16 protein-coding genes and 1 pseudogene are annotated in these 16,855 nt (G+C 53.3%); 6 read left to right on the top strand and 11 right to left on the bottom strand.

Features of this window, described 5'->3' with window-relative positions; translation table 11 throughout:
* The first annotated feature begins 145 nt into the window (after nucleotides 1-145).
* Nucleotides 146-586, top strand: coding sequence for a transcriptional regulator SlyA (gene slyA / locus MY052_RS12430; protein ID WP_035896289.1), 441 nt, complete (start codon nucleotides 146-148; stop codon nucleotides 584-586).
* 36 nt (nucleotides 587-622) lie between these two features.
* On the opposite strand, the gene MY052_RS12425 is transcribed toward slyA, so the two are convergent.
* On the bottom strand, nucleotides 623-1,990 hold the full coding sequence (locus MY052_RS12425; RefSeq protein WP_202215786.1) for a sensor domain-containing diguanylate cyclase: 1,368 nt from the start codon (nucleotides 1,988-1,990) through the stop codon (nucleotides 623-625).
* A 231-nt stretch (nucleotides 1,991-2,221) separates the two neighbouring features.
* Nucleotides 2,222-2,689: an outer membrane lipoprotein SlyB gene (gene slyB, locus MY052_RS12420; RefSeq protein WP_035896287.1), complete on the bottom strand. Its 468-nt coding sequence runs from the start codon at nucleotides 2,687-2,689 to the stop codon at nucleotides 2,222-2,224.
* 273 nt (nucleotides 2,690-2,962) lie between these two features.
* Here slyB and anmK point away from each other — a divergent pair, with 273 nt between their 5' ends.
* The 5 genes and pseudogenes from anmK (at nucleotide 2,963) to pdxY (ending at nucleotide 7,553) form a co-directional block, all read left to right on the top strand.
* The gene (anmK, locus tag MY052_RS12415; RefSeq protein ID WP_248537078.1) at nucleotides 2,963-4,087 is read left to right on the top strand and encodes an anhydro-N-acetylmuramic acid kinase; all 1,125 of its coding nucleotides are present in this window, start codon (nucleotides 2,963-2,965) and stop codon (nucleotides 4,085-4,087) included.
* A gap of 93 nt (nucleotides 4,088-4,180) precedes the next feature.
* Nucleotides 4,181-4,504 (top strand): C-type lysozyme inhibitor, encoded by a 324-nt coding sequence (mliC, locus tag MY052_RS12410; RefSeq protein WP_035897056.1) that lies wholly within the window; start codon nucleotides 4,181-4,183, stop codon nucleotides 4,502-4,504.
* A 57-nt stretch (nucleotides 4,505-4,561) separates the two neighbouring features.
* Nucleotides 4,562-5,218 (top strand): pyridoxamine 5'-phosphate oxidase, encoded by a 657-nt coding sequence (gene pdxH / locus MY052_RS12405; protein ID WP_035897054.1) that lies wholly within the window; start codon nucleotides 4,562-4,564, stop codon nucleotides 5,216-5,218.
* Nucleotides 5,219-5,343: 125 nt separating this feature from the next.
* Complete coding sequence (tyrS, locus tag MY052_RS12400) at nucleotides 5,344-6,618, top strand: tyrosine--tRNA ligase (RefSeq protein ID WP_035897053.1); 1,275 nt, start codon at nucleotides 5,344-5,346, stop codon at nucleotides 6,616-6,618.
* A 64-nt stretch (nucleotides 6,619-6,682) separates the two neighbouring features.
* Nucleotides 6,683-7,553 (top strand): annotated as a pseudogene (gene pdxY / locus MY052_RS12395) (pyridoxal kinase PdxY).
* 102 nt (nucleotides 7,554-7,655) lie between these two features.
* Here pdxY and gstA read toward each other — a convergent pair.
* From gstA to rsxA, 9 genes are all read right to left on the bottom strand, one after another.
* Nucleotides 7,656-8,261 (bottom strand): glutathione transferase GstA, encoded by a 606-nt coding sequence (gene gstA, locus MY052_RS12390; RefSeq protein ID WP_248537077.1) that lies wholly within the window; start codon nucleotides 8,259-8,261, stop codon nucleotides 7,656-7,658.
* Nucleotides 8,262-8,409: 148 nt separating this feature from the next.
* On the bottom strand, nucleotides 8,410-9,915 hold the full coding sequence (gene dtpA, locus MY052_RS12385; RefSeq protein ID WP_035897049.1) for a dipeptide/tripeptide permease DtpA: 1,506 nt from the start codon (nucleotides 9,913-9,915) through the stop codon (nucleotides 8,410-8,412).
* 592 nt (nucleotides 9,916-10,507) lie between these two features.
* On the bottom strand, nucleotides 10,508-11,143 hold the full coding sequence (nth, locus tag MY052_RS12380; RefSeq protein ID WP_035897047.1) for an endonuclease III: 636 nt from the start codon (nucleotides 11,141-11,143) through the stop codon (nucleotides 10,508-10,510).
* Nucleotides 11,143-11,841, bottom strand: coding sequence for an electron transport complex subunit E (locus tag MY052_RS12375; protein WP_035897046.1), 699 nt, complete (start codon nucleotides 11,839-11,841; stop codon nucleotides 11,143-11,145). Before MY052_RS12375 ends, nth begins: the two co-directional genes overlap by 1 nt.
* A 3-nt stretch (nucleotides 11,842-11,844) precedes the next feature.
* The gene (gene rsxG / locus MY052_RS12370; RefSeq protein ID WP_035897044.1) at nucleotides 11,845-12,465 is read right to left on the bottom strand and encodes an electron transport complex subunit RsxG; all 621 of its coding nucleotides are present in this window, start codon (nucleotides 12,463-12,465) and stop codon (nucleotides 11,845-11,847) included.
* A gap of 8 nt (nucleotides 12,466-12,473) precedes the next feature.
* Nucleotides 12,474-13,526, bottom strand: coding sequence for an electron transport complex subunit RsxD (rsxD, locus tag MY052_RS12365; protein WP_248537076.1), 1,053 nt, complete (start codon nucleotides 13,524-13,526; stop codon nucleotides 12,474-12,476).
* Nucleotides 13,527-15,656: an electron transport complex subunit RsxC gene (rsxC, locus tag MY052_RS12360; protein WP_248537075.1), complete on the bottom strand. Its 2,130-nt coding sequence runs from the start codon at nucleotides 15,654-15,656 to the stop codon at nucleotides 13,527-13,529.
* Nucleotides 15,649-16,224: an electron transport complex subunit RsxB gene (gene rsxB / locus MY052_RS12355; protein WP_035896789.1), complete on the bottom strand. Its 576-nt coding sequence runs from the start codon at nucleotides 16,222-16,224 to the stop codon at nucleotides 15,649-15,651. Before rsxB ends, rsxC begins: the two co-directional genes overlap by 8 nt.
* Nucleotides 16,224-16,805: an electron transport complex subunit RsxA gene (gene rsxA / locus MY052_RS12350; RefSeq protein WP_035896786.1), complete on the bottom strand. Its 582-nt coding sequence runs from the start codon at nucleotides 16,803-16,805 to the stop codon at nucleotides 16,224-16,226. Before rsxA ends, rsxB begins: the two co-directional genes overlap by 1 nt.
* Nucleotides 16,806-16,855 lie beyond the last annotated feature (50 nt).

Genomic DNA, 16,855 nt, shown 5'->3' with positions numbered 1-16,855 from the left:
TTTTGACATAAAATCACATTATTTGAAACAGTGTAACTCAAGGATCTGGTTTGCGTGCACGTGGCAATTCATTTGTTTTGCTAATTTAAATACTGCACACTATTCTAAAATCAGTATAATAACTTAGCAAGCTAATTATAAGGAGATGAAATTGGAATCGCCATTAGGTTCTGATCTGGCACGGTTGGTGCGCATTTGGCGTGCTCTGATTGACCATCGCCTCAAACCTCTGGAACTCACGCAGACTCACTGGGTCACGCTGCATAATATTCATCAGCTACCGCCCGAACAGTCGCAAATCCAACTGGCTAAAGCGATCGGCATTGAGCAGCCATCTTTAGTTCGTACGCTCGATCAACTGGAAGAGAAAGGGCTTATTTCTCGCCAGACCTGTGCGAACGACCGTCGTGCTAAACGTATTAAGTTAACTGAGAAAGCGGAACCGCTGATCCAGGAGATGGAAGCGGTGATTAGCCACACGCGCGGTGATATCCTGGCAGGGATTTCTGCTGAAGAGCTGGAGATGTTGACCATGCTCATCCGCAAACTCGAGCAGAATATCAACGAGCTACAATCCCGCGATTGATACTCAAAAAACCCGCGAACTTCGCGGGTTTTTCAATTATTCGGCTGATTCCCAGACGACAACCCGGTTTCTTCCTGCGGCTTTTGCGCGATACATCGCTTCATCAGCACGTCTTACGCACTCTTCAACCGGCACCGAAAGATCGACGGCGGTAAACACCCCCATGCTGATAGTAATGGACTCCGGTAGCTGGGCATTACTGCTGTGAATATCATGCTGGCTGATAGCGATACGAATACGTTCCGCAATTGTGTATGCGACTTCTGGCGTGGTGTTGACCAGCAGCAGGGCAAACTCTTCGCCACCGATACGGGCGGCAACGTCATTTTGCCGCACTGAATCCTGAAGGACTTTTGCCACGAATTGAATCACTTTATCACCCTGCAGGTGGCCATATTTGTCGTTGATGCGTTTGAAGTAGTCCAGATCGCTGACAATGACCGACACCGGATGCCCATCGGCAATGGTAGGCCGCAGTGCGGTAAAGGAGTCGTAGAAGTAGCTGCGGTTGTAAAGCCGGGTTAATGGATCGCGGATGGAGTTTTGGTACGAGTTCTGATACTTCACATTGGATTGGCGATAGAGCGTGAAGACATCGCAAAAAAGGACAAAGATCAGGAACAGCGTTGAGATGGTCTCAAACAGCCGAGCCTGATACCAACTGTAGCTGGCCGTATCCTGCCCGGTCATTAGCACAAACATGGTAAAAATATAGCAGGCGCAGAAGAAGGCTCCGCTATACCAGAAAATATTGCGCAACTGTGTGACCAGCAAAATACTCAATAAGGTAATAACCCAAATGCCAATTAATATCCAACTAATGACATCTTTCCATATGTTTGTATATTTAAACGTTAAGTTGTCAATGAAATTGACGCTCAGTAATTGATTGTTACTGGAATATAACCAGGCAAATTCTATTATAATGACGCAAAATATAATTATCCCACCAAGAATGAAAGCGTGAATTTTACGAGTATGCATGTCTCGTAATTTAAACATATAAAGAATGACAGAACTCATAAAAAGCACTGCCATTAAAATGTTGCGAAATACGTAAAAAATAAGCGCGTCATTATAATTCGTATTAGTGACACCGCCGCACAGAAACCAATCGGGATAGCTCTTCAGTGTGCCCAGCATCAGCAGTGCAGAGCTGGCAAACGCGCAGGCGATTGGCATGAGGTAAAGCCGGCGTTTGTCACACAAATACTTCATGATCATAAATACGGCGATCATCGTATGGAAGACCATCAGAAACATGGTTAATGTCGGGAACAATATCGGCGCAATAGCGGGGGCGTGGCGAATAATGGTGTTCGAAAAGTGGTTCAGGACAAGTGTCCCAATCAGGGTGATGGTCAGATAAATCAAAAATCGCTGTAGCGGGAATTTTATCAGCATATATGCATCCTGTGTACACAACGCGTGGTATGCGCCGGGCATCCGGCCCTTTATACTGGAAGTATAATAGATAAACTGTCAGGAAATATTGTCCGCGCGCAAACAATACATAAGCTAAATGATTTCCATGTATTCATGTTATGAATAAGTTTGGTGAGGAAGGTGATAATGCGAGGCTCACCGGAGCGGTGAAAGGTACGCGGCCAGGCGGCCACGTACCTAGAGTAGGGTTTAACGCGGAGAAACGGTAACCTGGCTGCCGTTGCTCGCCATAACAACACGCTGGCCTGCGGAGAAGCGGGTATCACCCTGTTTCTGCACAACCATGATCGTGTTGCCGTCATCTTTACGAATTTCCAGTTCAACGCCCTGGGTTTTGTTCATCGCACCCTGGACGCCCTGACCAGCTACGCCACCGGCAACGGCACCCGCTGCGGTTGCCAGAGAACGACCGGTACCACCACCAACGGTGTTACCCAGGAAACCACCGAGAACCGCACCGCCGATCGCACCAATCACGTTGTTTTCGTCGCCGCCCTGAATTTGTACAGGACGTACGTGGACGATGGTACCGTAGGTCACGTTCTGGACCTGTTTCGCTTCGGATGCAGAGTAAACATCGCCTGACAGGCCACTGTTACTGACACACCCAGCCAGGGATAAACCAATCATTGAAACAGCCAATACGCGTAACATCATTTTTGAATCTCCAGTTCAATAAGAATTGCTCTTAAGAGCATCCGTACTAAGCAATTATATGGTATTTGATTCGAGCGGTCATATATTCCGCATTCAATAATAAAAAGAATAATCCATCATGGCTTAACCAACGTTAAACGCAAGGAAAAATCTCACTTCATCACACTGAGAAGGGCGAATGTCGTATATTGTTAAAAAGTATTATTAGTTAATAGCATTGAGTGTCACTTTATGATGGAGTGTTGACTTTACATAGATGACTAAGGATGTCATATGAAATCCGGGCGATATATTGGCGTGATGTCAGGAACCAGCCTCGATGGCGTAGATGTGGTTCTGGCGGCGATTGACGAAAGCAGGGTTGCCCAGCTTGCCAGCCTCACATGGCCCATTCCTGTTGTGCTTAAAGAGGCGGTTCTTGCTATCTGTCAGGGGCAGCCATTGACGCTTTCACAGCTGGGTCAGCTCGACAATCGGTTAGGGAATTTGTTTGCTGATGCAGTCATGGCGCTAATGAATCAGGACCGTCTTGCGCCACACGATATTGTTGCGATTGGTTGCCATGGGCAAACGGTGTGGCATGAACCGACGGGCGAAGCGCCGCATACCATGCAAATAGGCGACAACAATATTATCGCTGCACGTACGGGCGTAAGCGTGGTTGGTGATTTTCGCCGACGCGACATGGCGCTGGGTGGGCAGGGTGCTCCGCTGGTTCCGGCATTCCACCAGGCTTTGCTGGCGCGGCCGGATGAACGTCGAATGATCCTCAATATTGGCGGTATTGCCAATCTCTCTTTACTGGTGCCGGGCATGCCGGTGCGCGGCTTCGATACGGGCCCTGGCAATATGCTGATGGACGCCTGGATCTGGCGCAGCCTGGGTAAGCCGTACGATAAAGATGCAGAGTGGGCCAACGAAGGGAAAGTCATTCTGCCTATGCTGCAGGATATGCTGAGCGACCCGTATTTTGCGGCACCTGCGCCTAAAAGCACGGGACGCGAATACTTCAACTATGGCTGGCTAGCGCAGTATCTGGCGCGCTATCCGGGTTTGCGTCCGCAGGATGTGCAGGCGACGCTTACCGAGCTTACCGCGGTCACTATCAGTGAGCAGGTGATGTTAAGCGGTGGCTGTGAGCGACTATTGGTCTGCGGTGGTGGAAGCCGTAACCCGCTGATTATGGCTCGTCTGGCAGGGCTGCTGGCCGGCACTGAAGTGGCCACGACAGACGAATACGGTATTAGCGGCGACGACATGGAAGCGCTGGCGTTCGCCTGGCTTGCCTGGCGCACTGTAGCAGGGCTTCCGGGAAATCTACCCTCGGTAACCGGCGCATCGCAAGCAACCGTACTAGGGGCGATTTTTCCCGCAAATCCCCAGCATAATCAGAGTTAACTGACATCTTCCTTTACATTGGGCCGGTAGACTTAAGCTGAACGGGAGTGTGACAATCGCTCCTTGACCAGGAATGTCGAAAGGCCCAAAACAATGAAAAAACTACTTATCGTTGCTCTCCCTTTTATGCTCGCTGGCTGCAGTGCGTACAATCAGTTTATGGAACGCATGCAGACCGACACGCTGGAATACCAGTGTGAAGAAAAACCGCTGACCGTGCACCTTAACAATCAGCGCCAACAGGTGAGCTTTATCTATGACAACCAGCAGCTGAATCTTCAGCAAGGGATCTCCGCGTCCGGCGCTCGCTATACCGACGGGATCTACGTGTTCTGGTCTAAAGGCAACGAAGCGACCGTCTACAAACGCGACCACATCGTGTTGAATAACTGCCAGTTACAAAACCCCAAGCGTTGAGATTTTCAGGCGGGCGGCGCACAATAACGCCACCCGTTGACTACTCTCTTAAACGCCATGTCTGATAACGACGATCTGCAACAAATCGCGCATCTGCGCCGTGAGTACACCCGTGGCGGCCTGCGTCGCCACGATCTTCCTGCTGAACCTTTGCCCCTGTTCGAACGCTGGTTACGCCAGGCCTGTGATGCCAGACTTGCCGATCCTACGGCGATGGTGGTTGCCACGGTTGATGAAAATGGTCAGCCGTACCAGCGTATCGTTCTGTTGAAGCACTACGACGAGAAAGGGCTGGTTTTTTACACCAACCTCGGCAGCCGCAAGGCGCATCAGCTTGAGAACAATCCGCGTATCAGCCTGCTGTTCCCGTGGCATATGCTGGAGCGCCAGGTGATGGTTATCGGCAAAGCTGAACGCCTGTCGACGCTGGAAGTGGTGAAATACTTCCATAGCCGTCCTCGCGACAGCCAGATTGGCGCCTGGGTATCCAAACAATCCAGTCGTATCTCCGCGCGCGGTATCCTCGAAAGCAAGTTTATGGAACTGAAACAGAAATTCCAGCAGGGCGAAGTTCCGCTACCGAGCTTCTGGGGTGGTTTCCGTGTCTCCATTGAGCAGATGGAGTTCTGGCAGGGCGGCGAGCACCGTCTGCACGATCGTTTTTTGTACCAGCGTGACGCGGATGCCTGGAAAATCGACCGTCTGGCACCGTAAACCCCGAAATTTGTTGTTTTAAGCGCTAGCGCTGAATGCGCCAGCGCTTTATTCTATAGAGCTTTCGCGTCTGGCGAAAAGTCGTGTACCGGCAAAGGTGCAGTCGGATATAGATGGAGAATTTGATGGCAAGCAGTAACTTGATTAAACAACTGCAAGAGCGGGGGCTAGTCGCCCAGGTAACGGACGAGGTAGCGTTAGCAGAGCGACTGGCGCAAGGCCCGATCGCGCTCTATTGCGGCTTCGATCCTACCGCTGACAGCTTGCATTTGGGGCATCTTGTTCCTTTGTTATGCCTGAAACGCTTCCAGGAGGCAGGGCATAAGCCTGTTGCACTGGTTGGCGGCGCAACCGGTCTGATTGGCGACCCAAGCTTTAAAGCGGCCGAGCGTAAACTGAATACCGAAGATACCGTGCAGGAGTGGGTGGATAAAATCCGCAAACAGGTGGCACCGTTCCTCGATTTTGACTGCGGCGACAACTCGGCTATCGCGGCCAACAACTATGATTGGTTTGGCGGCATGAACGTGCTGACCTTCCTGCGTGACATCGGTAAACACTTCTCTGTTAACCAGATGATCAACAAAGAAGCGGTGAAGCAGCGTCTGAATCGCGACGATCAGGGCATCTCTTTCACCGAGTTTTCTTACAACCTGCTGCAGGGCTATGACTTTGCCTGCCTGAACAAACTGCACGGCGTGGCGCTGCAGATTGGCGGTTCCGACCAGTGGGGTAACATCACCTCCGGTATCGACCTGACCCGTCGTCTGCACCAGAATCAGGTGTTCGGCCTGACCGTTCCACTGATCACTAAAGCAGATGGCACCAAGTTCGGTAAGACCGAAGGCGGCGCAGTCTGGCTGGATCCGAAGAAAACCAGCCCGTACAAATTCTACCAGTTCTGGATCAACACCGCGGATGCTGACGTTTATCGCTTCCTGAAGTTCTTCACCTTTATGGACATTGAAGAGATCAATGCCCTGGAAGAAGAAGACAAAAACAGCGGTAAAGCACCTCGTGCCCAGTACGTACTGGCAGAGCAGGTTACTCGTCTGGTGCATGGCGAAGAAGGTCTGGTGGCTGCAAAACGCATCACCGATAGCCTGTTCAGCGGTTCACTGAGCGCGCTGAGCGAAGCGGACTTCGAACAGCTGGCGCAGGACGGCGTGCCGATGGTTGAGATGGATAAAGGTGCTGACCTGATGCAGGCGCTGGTAGACTCCGAGCTGCAGCCGTCTCGCGGCCAGGCGCGTAAAACCATCGCCTCTAACGCGGTCACTATCAACGGTCAAAAACAGGCTGACCCGGAATACTTCTTCCAGGATAGCGATATTCTCTTCGGTCGTTACACCCTGTTACGCCGTGGTAAGAAAAATTACTGTTTGATCTGCTGGAAGTAATATTCCGAAACGAGGGGGCGTGGGAAACTACGCCCCCTTCTTTTTTGTCGTTTGAGTAGAGCTAATGAACAACATCCTCGCCATTCAATCTCACGTCGTTTTCGGGCATGCGGGCAATAGCGCCGCGGAGTTTCCTATGCGCCGCCTTGGTGCAAACGTCTGGCCGCTGAATACGGTACAGTTCTCCAACCATACTCAGTATGGTCAGTGGACGGGCTGCGTGATGCCGCCAGCGCACCTGACGGAGATTGTGCAGGGCATTGCGGCTATCGACCAGCTGAAGCGCTGTGAAGCGCTGTGACGCGGTGCTGAGCGGTTATCTGGGCTCTGCAGAGCAGGGTGAACATATTCTTGGCATTGTGCGCCAGGTGAAAGCCGCGAACCCGCAGGCGAAGTTTTTCTGCGACCCGGTGATGGGACACCCGGAAAAGGGCTGTATCGTGGCACCGGGCGTGGCGGAATTCCATAAACGCTATGCCATGCCGGCCAGCGATATTATTGCGCCGAACCTGATTGAGCTGGAAATTCTCGCCGGTCGCGACGTGAAGGATGTCGCTGATGCAGTGCTGGCCGCGCGTGAGCTAATTGCTCAGGGGCCGGAAATCGTGCTGGTGAAGCATCTGGCGCGTGCGGGCTACAGTCAGGATCGCTTTGAGATGCTGCTGGTGACGGCGGATGAAGCCTGGCATATTAGCCGTCCACTGATCGACTTTGGCGCTCGTCATCCGGTGGGCGTGGGCGATGTGACCAGCGGTCTGCTGCTGGTTAAGCTGTTGCAGGGGGCGACGCTTCGCGATGCGCTGGAGCATGTGACTGCAGCGGTGTACGAGATTATGGTGACGACGAAAGAGATGGGTGAGTATGAGTTGCAGGTCGTGGCGGCACAGGATCGTATTGCGAAGCCAGTGCATTGTTTTAGCGCGACTCAGCTATAAACTTTTCGTTCGGCGCCGTTCCCGGCGTCGCGAAGCTCTGCCGGGCTACAACGTTTGTGGTAGCCCGGCAGAGGTGCGAAGCGCCGAGTCAGCGCACCGATATTATTTCAGACCTTCAGCCGCCATGGCTGCCGCTACCGCAGGACGCGCCGCAACGCGTTCCATGTAGGACGCAATGTTTTTGTATCCCGCCATTTCCAGCTTCACGGCAAACGCCCAGCGCAGCACGGTAAACAGATAGGCATCGGCAATAGTAAAGCGTGAGCCGCTGATCCACTGTGCGTTCGCCAGTGATTCATCAATGTAGGCCAGCTTTTTATCCAGCAGCGCGCGCGCCGTTGGTTTGTAATCTTCTGGAGTGTCAGGGCGGAACAGCGGCGTAAAGCCTTTGTGCAGCTCTGTCGCGATGTAATTCAGCCATTCCAGCGTTCTGTAACGATTGATAGTGCCAACCGGTGCCAGCAGCTGGCGGTCAGCAACGCTATCGGCGATGTACTGCATGATAGCCACGCCTTCGGTCAGCAGGGTGTTGTCGTCCAGCAGCAGAGTAGGAACCTGGCCTTTTGGGTTGACCTTCAGGAAATCGTCACCGTTTTCCGTGCGTTTGTGCATCAGGTCGACGCCGATAAGCGTGAAGTCCTTTCCGCTCTCCCGCAGTGTGATGTGCGATGCCAGGGAACAGGCGCCGGGTTTGTAGAACAATTTCATGGGTAACTCCTTCAGACTTGGTTATTTTTGTTTTCCCGTGGCCGAAGGGCAGCCGAGGGATATGGAGGTATGTTAGTGCCTGACGCGATAAAAAAAAAGCCGCTAACAGAAGTTAGCGGCCTAAATATTTATTCGTTTCCCGATGACGTTATACGGAAGCGACTTTACCGTCAGCAGCAGGTTTTGCGTCGTCCTGAGTCATACGGTTCAGTTTCGGTGCGGTCAGCAGCATCAGCACGGCGATAACGGCCGTTGCCACACCAATCTGCAGGAATACGTGGCCATAAATGTCCAGGGACATCAGCGGGTCGGTCACGTTTTCCGGAACCGCCATACGGCCAGCAACGTAACCACCGATGATGTTCGCACCGGCAGTCGTCAGGAACCAGCTACCCATGATGAAGCCCATCAGACGCTGTGGAACCAGCTGTGCCACCATCGCCAGACCCAGACCAGAGATCATCAGCTCACCGATGCTCTGCAGGCCGTAGCTGATGATCAGCCAGTTAACGGAGACGATACCCGCGTCGGAAGCGAATTTCGCGCCCAGAGGCAGCACCAGGAAGGCACCAGAGCACAGCACCATACCAATCGCGAACTTGGTCGGCATTGGCAGGTTGTCACCCATCTTGTTATAGATAGCGGCCAGAATTGGGCTACCGATGATGATCCAGAATGGGTTCAGCGCCTGATACTGTTCCGGTTCGAACGCGATACCCAGAATGGAGTGCTCAACGTTACGAATCGCGAAGAAGTTCAGAGAGGTTGGCATCTGGCTGTACAGCACGAAGAAGATAATCGCTTCCAGCATCAGAATGAAAGCCACGATCATCTTACGACGCGGCGCACCGGTCATAGAGAAGGTTTCTTTACCAAAGATGATAACGATACCCAGTGCAATCACGCCCAGAACCATACGTGCGATGCCCTGGTTGTGCAGCAGCCAGGTCGCTACGGCTACCAGAATCACCACGCCGACAATGGTCAGCAGCAGGTTACGGTAGTTAACCGGCTCGAAGTCTGGCTTGGAACCGTACTGTTTAACCCAACGCTGACAGAATGCGAAGTTCACAACGGTAATCAGCATACCGACAACGCTCAGCGCGAACGCTGTGCTCCAGCCGTATTTAGCGGCCAGCCACGGGGTTGCCAGCATAGAGAAGAATGAACCGATGTTGACGGACATGTAGTACATGGTAAATGCACCGTCCAGACGCGGATCATCTTTTGCATAGCAGGTAGAGAGCAGGGAAGACGGGTTGGCTTTAAACAGGCCATTACCCACGGCGATTGCCGCCATACCCATATAAACGATACCGGCATCGTGACCAGACCACGCGACCAGCGCATAGCCGATGGCCAGTACCACGGCACCCAGCATAATCACGCGTTTCGTACCCAGTACTTTGTCGCCCAGCCAGCCGCCGATAGCAACCAGACCGTACACTAAGGCACTAAAGGAAGAGAACAGAGTGATGGAGTCAGCTTCTGACATACCCAGTTGTTTAACCAGGTAAACGGCCATAATGCCTTGCAGGCCGTAGAAACCAAAACGCTCCCATAACTCGATAGAGAAGATGAGATAGAACGCTTTAGGTTGTTTGAAAGCGTTCAAACTCACGCTTTCAGTTGGTTTATTGTTTGCAGTAGACACATATACCTCTTATTTACATCCCATTCTAATGGGGGGTGTACTGGGCGGAGTGCTCATGGGCATCCACCTTATAGTTATTCTGGAGGGAAACGGGAAGTAATGTTCACTATCCTGCGCTTTCAGACAAGACCTTTGTAATACTCCGTTACAAATAAAAAGAGTGGAATAATTAACCAGACACATAAATGTTATTTAGCGTTAAATTTCACGCTTTAAATTTAAGCGGTTTTTTATTCTGAAAAGGAGGGGCAAAAACGGCAATTCAACGATATCTTCTGCTGATGGCGCTTTTATATAGTGATATAGGCTGTATTCTGAAAAATAACTGGATGATCATATTGTGCGTTACGGAGGATTCATCCTAATGATGTAAGGAAAATGCCCGTAAAGAAACATAAATGCAACATCGTGTTGTGGTGATGATCTGGTCAGTTTTTGTATAGAAAAATTTGGTAGTGATGGCGTGTTTAATCTGTAAAAGCGTTATATAGGCGTGAGAAATGCCAAATAATGAATAAATAGATGGGATTAAACGCGGTTTAGTCACTCAAAAGGACGCGGCAGGCGGGCTTGCCAAACCGCGATATAGGGTCTACAGCTCGACTTTCTCTTTAAATTCACAGAGATCTTCAATAATACAAGAACCACAACGAGGCTTACGGGCGATGCAGGTGTAGCGCCCATGTAAGATGAGCCAGTGGTGACAGTCGACCTTAAATTCGGCGGGCACCACTTTCAGCAGCTTCTCTTCTACCTGTTCGACGTTCTTTCCCGGGGCAAACTGCGTACGGTTGCAGACGCGGAAGATGTGGGTATCGACGGCAATGGTCGGCCAGCCAAATGCGGTGTTCAGCACCACGTTAGCGGTTTTGCGCCCGACCCCAGGCAGAGCTTCCAGCGCCGCCCGGTCTTCAGGAACCTCACCGCCGTGTAGTTCCAGCAGCATGCGGCAGGTCTTGATGACGTTTTCCGCTTTGCTGTTGAACAGGCCAATCGTCTTGATGTACTCCTTCACGCCATCGACGCCCAAATCGAGCATCGCCTGCGGCGTGTTTGCCACCGGGTAGAGTTTGGCGGTCGCTTTGTTGACGCTAACGTCCGTCGCCTGTGCGGAGAGCAAAACCGCAATCAGCAGCTCGAACGGCGAAGTAAAGTTAAGTTCAGTGGTCGGGTGCGGGTTGTTGTCCCGCAGCCGAGTCAATATTTCCAGACGCTTGGTTTTGTTCATCAGGCCTTCTCTGCCCCATCCACATTCACGCTTTCCGCAGCAATAACCTGCTGAGCATGACGTTTCTTAGTCCGTTCATCGATAAGATATTTAATAGCCAACAGCATTCCAAGACCGATAAAAGCTCCCGGTGGCAGCATTGCCAGCAGGAAAGGAGTATCGGTATGGAAGACTTCGATTCGTAGCGCTTTCGCCCAACTGCCGAGCAGCCCGTCAGCGCCGTCGAACAGCGTCCCGTTGCCAAGGAGCTCACGAATGGAGCCCAGCACGAACATCGTACAGGTTGCGCCCATCCCGATAGCAAAGCCATCCAGCGCTGATAGCGCCGGGCCTTTCTTCGCGGCGAAGGCTTCCGCACGTCCCACCACGATACAGTTGGTGACGATAAGCGGAATAAAGATCCCGAGCGACTGGTACAGACCAAATGCATAGGCGTTAATCAGCATCTGAACGGCGCTGACCACCGAGGCAATGATCATGACGTAAATAGGGATACGGATTTCCGCTGGCGTCCAGCGGCGTAGGCTGGAGATAGCCAGGTTTGTGAGCGTCAATACCAACGTAGTGGCAAGACCCAAACCCAGCGCGTTGGTTGCGGTCGAGGTGACCGCTAACAGCGGGCACATCCCCAAAAGCTGAACCAGTGCGGAGTTATTTTTCCAGAGCCCCTGGACAATAACCTCTTTAACCTCGCTCATTGTTTATTCTCCACAGGCTTGCAGTTGTGAGAGTTGCGCGGGCAGCGTTTGTGCATACAGTCCCGCGCGTTTTACCGCGTTTACCACCGCACGAGGGGTGATGGTTGCCCCGGTGAACTGGTCGAACTGGCCGCCGTCTTTCTTCACTGCCCACTGGCTATCGTTCGCGCCGTCGATTTTTTTACCGGCGAAGAAGGTTATCCAGTCAGACAGTCGAAGCTCAATTTTATCGCCTAACCCCGGCGTTTCATGGTGCTCGGTCACGCGGGTACCGAGCACGGTACCGTTAAAATCGGCACCGACCAACAGCTGAATGGCGCCAGAATAGCCGTCTGGTGCGGTGGCTTCGAGTATGGCGGCGATCGGTTTATCGTCCTGACGGGCGATGTAAACCTTATGTGTGCCTTTGCCTAGCTCTGGGGCTTCGACCACAAAGCAGCTCTTCAGCAGGTCATTATTATAGCTGCCTGCCGGTATTACCTGTTGGAACAGGGCGTTCTGCTGCTTTTCGGCCTGGTCGTCGATGGTGTGCTTGGTTAACTGGTTGATCGCCGCCGTCAGCCCGGTAGAACCGGCTGCGAACAGCGCCAGCGTGACACCGTGTTTACGCATGGTCTTTAACATGTGATTCCTCAGCGGTGTCCGTAAACGCGCGGGCGCGTGTAGTAATCAATCAGCGGTACGGTGATGTTGGCTAACAGCACGGCAAATGCCACGCCGTCCGGGTACCCGCCAAAGCTGCGGATTAACCACACCAGAAGACCTGCCAGCGCCCCAAAGATCAGACGGCCACGGTTGGTGGTTGATGCGGTGACCGGGTCGGTGAGGATAAAGAACGCGCCCAGCATGGTGGCGCCGGAGAGCAGATGCATCTGCGGCGAGGCAACGCTTTCCGGGTGGAACAGCCAGCCAAGCGTTGAGCAGACGGCAAGACTCAGCAGGAAACTCACGGGGATATGCCAGCGAATCGCTTTTTGCCACAGCAGGAACAGGCCGCCGACCAGGTAGGCCACGTTGACCCATTGCCATCCCGCACCGGCAAGCGCACCGTGATAAATCGACGATTTCAGGATCTCATCTACCGGATGTCCGGCATGAAGCGACGTTTTGAAGGTATCGAGCGGCGTGGCCTGGCTGATGCCATCAACGCCCATCTTCAAGGCATTCATATCCTGACCGGCCGTCGTATGGCCGCTGAAAATAACGTGGATAGCATCCATAAAGCCAGGCGCTGCGGCGGCGATATCGTGCGGTGGTAACCACGAAGTCATCTGCACAGGGAAGGAGATCAGCAGAACAACATAGCCAATCATGGCTGGGTTGAACGGGTTCTGCCCCAGTCCCCCATAAAGTTGCTTGGCGATAATCACGGCAAATACGGTGCCCAATACCACCATCCACCATGGCGCCAACGGCGGAATACTGATAGCCAATAGCAGACCGGTCAACAACGCTGAGTTATCGGCAAGCGTCTGGCCGATATTTTGTTTGCGAAGACGAAGCACCAGGGACTCCGCAAGCCAGGCGGCCAGTATAGCCACCACCAGTTGAATAACGGTTCCCCAGCCAAAAAACCAGCTCTGGACCACAATGCCGGGCAGGGTGGCGATAACCACCAGCAGCATAATCCGCGATGTCTGGCGGTGATTGTGGGTATAAGGGGAACTTGCGATTTTGAAAACCATTTAATCCTCGTTAACGGCCTGAGCGGCTTTCCTGGCTTGAACACGGGCAATAGCAGCGGCAACGGCAGCTTTGCGTGGGTCGTCGTTGGCAGCAGGTTCGCTGATATCCTGCTGGGCTGCCTTGCGTGCTTTAGCACGCGCAATTGCCGCTTCGACGGCCGCTTTACGCGGGTCTAGGGCTTCTTCATCGGCAGCGGGCTCAACGGTTGCTTGCTCTGCTGCCTTGCGTGCTTTGGCGCGCGCAATTGCCGCCTCGACAGCGGCTTTACGCGAGTCGATGGTTTCTTCGGAGGCTGCGGGCTCAACGGTTGCTTGCTCTGCTGCCTTACGCGCTTTGGCACGGGCAATCGCCGCTTCGACAGCAGCTTTACGCGGGTCAACAGTGGTATCTACAGCCGCTGCTGCTACTTCCGCGGGTTGTTCTGCTTTGCGAGCCTTAGCACGTGCAATAGCGGCTTCTACCGCGGCTTTGCGTGGGTCAACGGTTTCTGTCGTTGCCTGCTGTTTTTCGGCCTGTGCTGCGCGTGCCTGTGCTTTACGCGCTTCTCGTGCGGCGGCAACTGCACTATTGTCTGGCTGCGCTCCGGCCTGAATAACAATCGGCTGAGTAGCCTGCTGCTGTTTTTCGCGAACGCGAGCAAGCGCGGCGTGGATGGCATCCTGATCTTTTGCCGCAGGCTGTACGGCAGCCTTTTTATGCCGTGCTTCGCGGGCGATTTTCTCGCGTTCCAGGCGCTGCTGACGTGCTTCAAAGCGCGCTTTAGCTTCTGCCGCACGCTGTTCTTCCTGTCGGATGGCGCTGATTTCGGCCTTCTCCTGGCGGAAATACTGTACCAGCGGAATGCTGCTTGGGCAGACCCACGCACAGGCACCGCATTCGATACAGTCGGAAAGGTTGTGCGCCGTGGCTTTATCGTGCTGCTGGCCTTTGCTGAACCAGTAAAGCTGCTGCGGCAGCAAATCCGCCGGGCAGGCATCGGCACAGGCGCTACAGCGAATGCAGCCTTTCTCTTCTTCAGGTTCACCCATTTCAGCGGCAGAAGGCGCCAGCAGACAGTTGGTGATTTTCACCACCGGCACATCAAGCCAGGGCAGAGTAAAGCCCATCAGCGGGCCGCCCATAATCACCATTTGATCGCTGGCCGGGCAAAAATCGGCGTGTTTGAGCAGATGCTGAACCGGTGTACCCAGACGCGCCCAAACGTTCCCCGGCTTACCGACGGACTCACCGGTCAGCGTCACCACGCGTTCGGTCAGCGGTTCGCCATCAATAACCGCACGTTTTACGGCGTAAGCGGTACCGACGTTTTGCATCAGTACGCCGATGTCCGATGAACGCCCGCCGTGTGGAACCTGTTTACCGGTCAGAATTTGTGTTAGCTGTTTTGCGCCGCCGGAAGGATATTTCGTCGGGATAACACGTAGACTAATTCCGTGGCAGTCAGCCAGCACAGCCCGCATCATTGAGATGGCCTGCGGTTTATTGTCTTCAATCCCGATTAGCACCTGCTGCGGCTGAAGAATGTGCGCGAGGATCTGAATGCCTTCGACAATTTGCGCGGCGCAATCCTGCATCAGGCGATCGTCGGCGGTGATGTATGGTTCGCACTCGGCAGCGTTGATAATCAGCGTGGTGATTTTGTCACCACCGCCGCGCAGTTTGTTACCCGTCGGGAAACCCGCGCCGCCTAAACCGGCCACGCCGGACTGGTGAATACGTTCGATGAGGGCTTCGCGACTGTGATTTTTGTAGTCGGCCCAGCCGTCACGGGTAATCCAGCGGTCTTCGCCGTCAGCGTCAATAATGACGCTCATCTCCGGCAGTGCAGAAGGATGGGCTGTGGCATGAGGTTCAATGGCAACAACCGTTCCGGATGTCGGCGCATGAACAGGCAGCATACGTCCCCAGCCACGGGTTAATGGCTGGCCGCGGAGAACGTGGTCGCCAGGCTGAACGGCGAGTTCACCTTCGGCACCAATATGTTGTTTCAGCGGAATGACAAAACGCTGGGCGAGGGGAACCTGGCGCAGCGGGGTACCGTTCGACTGGGTTTTCATTTCGGGCGGGTGAATACCCCCGTTGAAATCCCAGATTTTGTCTTTTCTGAAGGCGGAGAATAGCTTAAGCATGGTGTTCCACAGGAATATTTCGTACCGGGATAGTTTGCAAATCCCATTTCCAGCTGTCGGTCGTCGTCTCAACGGGACGTAACTCAATACACTGCGTCGGGCACGGCGCCACGCACAGATTACAGCCGGTGCACAGGTCGCTTACGACGGTGTGCATGGCTCGCGTCGCGCCAACAATGGCGTCTACCGGGCAAGCCTGAATACATTTGGTACAACCGATACAGTTATTTTCATCAATAATGGCAAGCATACGCGCGGGCTCAGCCGCATTTTCATCGCCACCAATCGGCTGCGGATCAACGTTGAGCAGCGTGGCGATTTTCAGCATCACGGCTTCGCCGCCGGGCGCGCAGCAGTTAATTTTTTCACCGTTGCTGACCGCTTCCGCATACGGACGGCAGCCAGGATAGCCGCACTGGCCGCACTGGCTCTGGGGCAGCAACTCATCAATTTTTTCAACAACCGGGTCATCCTCAACGGCAAAACGTCGTGAGGCGTAACCCAGAATGACGCCAAAAATCAGCCCCAACAGGCTGATTGCAGCGACAGCAATCCAGAAGGTCATCATTACAACTTCACCAGCCCGCTAAAGCCCATAAAGGCTAATGACATTAAACCTGCGGTGATCAACGCGATAGCGTTACCCTTGAAGGGGGCCGGGACGTCTGAGACCACCAGGCGTTCGCGAATAGAAGCGAACAGCACCATAACCAGCGAAAACCCGACGGCAGCAGAGAAACCATACAGCGCGGATTGCAGGAAATTGTGGCCAAGGTTGATGTTCAGCAGCGCCACGCCGAGTACGGCGCAGTTAGTGGTGATGAGCGGCAGGAAGATACCCAGCAGACGATAGAGCGCTGGGCTGGTTTTCCGCACCACCATTTCGGTGAACTGGACCACCACGGCAATCACCAGAATAAACGCCAGCGTGCGCAGGTAAACCAAATCCAGCGGGATCAGTATCCAGGTGTCAATCAGCCAGGCACAGATAGAGGCCAGCGTCATCACGAAGGTGGTCGCCAGGCCCATCCCCATCGCGGTTTCCAGTTTTTTGGAAACCCCCATGAACGGACATAGCCCCAGGAATTTCACCAGGACGAAGTTATTTACCAGAACGGTACCGATAAAGAGCAATAAATAGTCAGTCATCATTCGACCTGTTACAAAAAAAGCTTCCTATTATCTGACAAAGTGACTTT

The sequence above is a fragment of the Kluyvera ascorbata genome, from assembly GCF_023195735.1.
GTDB classification, from domain to species: Bacteria; Pseudomonadota; Gammaproteobacteria; order Enterobacterales; family Enterobacteriaceae; genus Kluyvera; species Kluyvera ascorbata.
The sequence above is the reverse complement of the archived record's forward strand: the minus strand, read 5'-3'. Positions and strand labels throughout refer to the sequence as shown.